We start from the raw sequence: 4,279 nt of genomic DNA on the forward strand, positions 1-4,279 counted from the left end.
GGCACTACTACTTTCCTATCATAAACTATATCGTATTTCGGGTGAGATTAAAAGGGTTTCACCAAAGAAAACACCGAGAATACGGGAAAGTTTTTTCCTCAAGCAACAGCTACGTCAGGAGGCCTGATCATCAGGTCCCGATTTGTATCCTCGATTTCAGCATTGAGTACCTCCAGAAGGTCGGCTCGCAGCGGTGGTTTGTTGTTGCCTTCAAGGTAACGCCCCAACATCCCCGCAATCATTCCGTCTTGTGGGTGTAGTTCCACAAAGGCAAACCGACGTCTGATGGCGGCATCCACCATGGCAATGGACCTGTCAGAAGTATTCATGGTGCCAATAATGAACAAGTTCGGCGGCAATACAAACGTTTGCTCCGAGTTGTATTGCAGGTTGATGCTCTGTTCCCGGTACTCCAACAGAAAGTACAGCTCCCCGAAGATCTTGGCCAGGTTTCCACGGTTCATCTCGTCGATGATCAAAAAATATGGCTTGTCCCTGTTTCCGTCGGCAGCTGCCTCCGCGGCAATGCGCCGAAGTGGGCCAGGCTCCAACACAAATCCAACGTTGCCACCTTCGGTCTTAGCTGGTCGGTACCCCTCAAAGAAGTCTTCGTAGGCATACGAGGGATGGAACTGGACCGTTTTGACGTGATCGCCATGTTCCTCCCCCGCCAGGAATCTAGCAATCTTGCCTGCCAAGAATGTCTTGCCCGTTCCTGGGGGGCCATAGAAAACAATCTGTTGACGAGTTTGCAGCAATCGGACGATCTCTTGAAGATCGTCCCGCTCAACGTACAGCTTGCGGGCAAGCTCCACCGTTGCTTCACGCAGTCTAGGTACGACGACGGGTTGCGGCTGGGGTGCCGAATCCTCCAACTCCGCAGGAAGGTCCAGATCGGATGAGTACCAAGGTGTGATGATGGAGAGGGCGTCTGTCAGGTCTACAACAGATCCTTGCTCTTCCAAAAGGCGAGGCAGTGGTGCAGGCAAGTCCTCGCTGCTGATGCCGGTTGGCTGCCAATCAACGGGTCGGCGGAGCCGTGATGTCTCATCGTCTACGTATTCCGCCTCACCTGAAATCACGCCCAAAAAGAGCTGTCCTTCGGTAGCCGTGACGACAAAATCGTCTGGCTTCATCTGGCTCAAGAACCGGAAATATTCTTGGGCTCGCGCCTTGCGTTCGGAATAGTCGATGTGTTGGTAACCGGCGTTCACGGCCGACTGGACTTCGTCAAAAGACGCACCAGGTTTAGGCGAGCCCAAATGTTGCGCACGGGTCGAGACGAACTGACCGTCAACCCACGCATCGAGCATCGCGATACCGCCCTGGTTTTGCCTGACAAGCCAGGCCCTCTGTCCGGTGACGCCGCCTTTCGTCCAGCGACTTAGGTATGGCTCCAGATACCAGTCAACCGTTTGGCCACCTACGACCCTTTCTTGGGCTTCACGAATACGGGATAGGTCGTATGAGATGTCCCGATCACTTTTTCCCGATGTTCCACCAATGTCGGCAGCAAACGCCTGTTGAATCCTCGGCCGGTGTGATCGGCTAGTGATGGGTTCAAAGTAGCTGGGCCATGCCAAGTACTCAAGTGAGTACTTGATTCCCAGCTGATCGTCCGGGACCGATTCAGTCAAGGCACCGAAATCTTCAGGGCTGGTCAACGCTCCTTCAATTTCAGATGATGTTCGCTTTCTTACTTCGAGGACAAAACGGGCAAGCCAGCAAAAGTGACGCCAGGTCTTTACATTGAAGCCGATACCACCGTTGAAGGCGCCTTCAGATAGGAGTCCGGCACGTATTTGCTCCGGAATTTTCGCGTCCGAACCACTCCATTGCAACAGGTCTTCGATCTTGCTGAGCTTGGTTTCACCGCGAACATTCGACAGCGGCAGCATGTGCAGCGCCATAAACTCCGCGGCCAGAACGAAAACTCCCACTGGGGCGCCAGCCAGCTGCCGTTTAACTTTAACCATGAAAGAGTCGTTGTTGCCGCCATCAAAATCTTCATCAATACGCTTAATCAATTCCGAAGCGTTCTCTACAGTCCAGGAACAGCCCTCCGACCAAAACGGCGAAGACTCGCCCTTCAACCCAGCATCAATAATGAGACGGGCAGCCGCCTCAACAGCAGGCCGCGGGCCGAAGCCACGCTCCGCCACTTCCTCAGGGTCGGGCACTTTATCTCCTCGCCATTTGCGCAACGCCGCTGATTCATTGGACGCCCATTGCTCATCCGGGTCCACGTTCATCACGGTCCATAGGAGACCCTGGGCGTCGAGCCTGTTTCGGAGCACGATTCCGTGCCCCGGTGCCAGCCGGAGCATCTCATCCAATGCGTCCAACAACAGTTGGTACCTCTCCGAAGGCGTCCCGTTAGCACCCCTATCTGACCATCCAACGAGTTTCAGGAAATTCTTCACAGCGCGGGCGCGGTAAGGCGGAAAGCTGAAGGGGTCTCTGCACAAAAGCAACACTGAGGCAAACATCGTCAGACCGCCAGGCGTGAACTTTTCCGGGCTGAAGAGCCGGAGTGTGTCCGCAAAAGCGTCAAGATCTTTCACATTGACGGCATCCGTCCAGAGAACATCGATGGCCCGGCGAAGATCATCCGGCGATGCCTTACCAAGCGCGACAAGACGCATCATGAAATACTGATCCATCAGATTCGCTGAAACAAGGTCCTTATGGAGGCGAGTAAACCAATTTGGGTCTCCGGCAGCGTAAGCCGATCGAGTCTCCTCCAAGCGCTTTGCTAGGACCAGCTTGTAGTCGTATTCCTCAGCGTCAAGGTCAACCGTCTGCGCAAACTTCGCTGCAAATGTCATGAACTCGTCCCAAGCGTCGACGCTCATGCTGAGATCTCCTTTACTGCGTGGCGGGGTCCGTGGCCGGGTGGTGGATTGAGCGTCGATTCAAACGGGATTCCTGTGTCGATGGCTCTCTGCATGGCGTCGTACGCTTCCAAGATCAGCCGCTTGCTTCGGTATTCGCCAAAAGCAGTTTCATCATTCCTCTTCACAATGGGAAAATTGTCCATTGCGTAATCAGCATCATCTCTTCGGAATCCATACAGGTGGAAGAACGCGGCATCAAGTTCGGCCCTAAGCTGCGCTCTACGCTCGACACTCCACTCATGCGGTGGCGACGGTTCTGACAAAGTCCAGCTGGTGTTGATAAGTTCATCAACCCGATGCATAAGCCACTGCTCAACACTCCGTTCGGTGTCCCAATAGCATTGAACTTTCAGACTTTCAGGAGTCAGTACTGGCAACTGGTAAGCGATGAAAAAATTGAGATTTGATCCACCAACTTTTGGTCGGGCCGCAAAATCGAGTGCGAATGAGTTCAAGATCGCGGACAGCAGCTCCTGCGACCCGTTGCGCACCGTTATGCGGGGACAACTATTTCCAGCCGCAACACGTGTCGTCAGCGACGATATAATCGTTCGTTCATTCGTACTATTCGTGATCCCTCGTAGTCCTAAAGCCGTATGCGAGTCTGGCACTTTTGAAGTAGCTAAAGCCTTCACCATTTCAGACTCCGCCACCCAGTAGTTGGGAAGAGCTTCAAAGTCCGCCTGCTTTTTCTCAGCAAGACTCGGAGCGCGCGTAGCGCCTGCATCGTAGGTGGCCCAGCGGTGGTCGAATTGGTGGATCATTTTCGCTTCGTAGAGCGGGAGCATCTTATTTGTTTTTCCGTTGAGCGTCCGCTCGAAAACGTTGCCGGTAAGGGTCCAGCCGTCGTTCTCGAGCTGCTCGCGGGTGTGGAACAGGTGGGAATCGTTAGACATGTCAAACATGCGCATGAACGAGACGCCCCAGGGGTTGCCGTTGACCGGATCGTTCTCATTGATAAGAACGGGAACACGGCGGTAGATCCCGAGCGTGATCTCCGCGTCACGTCGTGTGCGGAAAATTGGCAGAGTCCCCGTGTTCGGATTGATCAGTTTGATCTCGTCCGGGCTGAGATCAAACTCCGAGACGGCAATATCTGCCGGGTCATGAAGGAAGAAGGCGAAAGACGCTGACTCTTCCTTAGCCAGGCGTCCTGCCATCGTCAGCAAACAGAACTTAAAACTTCGGTGGACGCCTTCGAAAAGCGGTTTCGCATTCTCGAAGTCGTAGAGTGCTGCAATGGTACTGGTCTCTACTAGTAGTACTTTGTTAGGTTGGGGGTGGCCGTTGGCAGGCGGGACAGCGGTCGAGCATGCCGATGATGATTTCCTGGAGGGCTTTTAGGACGCCGTAAAGACTGTGTCCACCGCTTGAACTTTTGG

General features: G+C 53.9%; 2 protein-coding genes. Both read right to left on the reverse strand.

Annotation, left to right across the window (positions count from 1 at the left end; all coding sequences use genetic code 11):
- Positions 1-98: 98 nt before the first annotated feature.
- Positions 99-2,855: an AAA family ATPase gene (locus tag JMA46_RS16565; RefSeq protein ID WP_207346451.1), complete on the reverse strand. Its 2,757-nt coding sequence runs from the start codon at positions 2,853-2,855 to the stop codon at positions 99-101.
- The gene (locus JMA46_RS16570; protein ID WP_207346452.1) at positions 2,852-4,057 is read right to left on the reverse strand and encodes a hypothetical protein; all 1,206 of its coding nucleotides are present in this window, start codon (positions 4,055-4,057) and stop codon (positions 2,852-2,854) included. Before JMA46_RS16570 ends, JMA46_RS16565 begins: the two co-directional genes overlap by 4 nt.
- Positions 4,058-4,279 lie beyond the last annotated feature (222 nt).

The organism is Arthrobacter sp. E3 (assembly GCF_017353415.1).
In the GTDB taxonomy this organism is placed as follows: domain Bacteria; phylum Actinomycetota; class Actinomycetes; order Actinomycetales; family Micrococcaceae; genus Specibacter.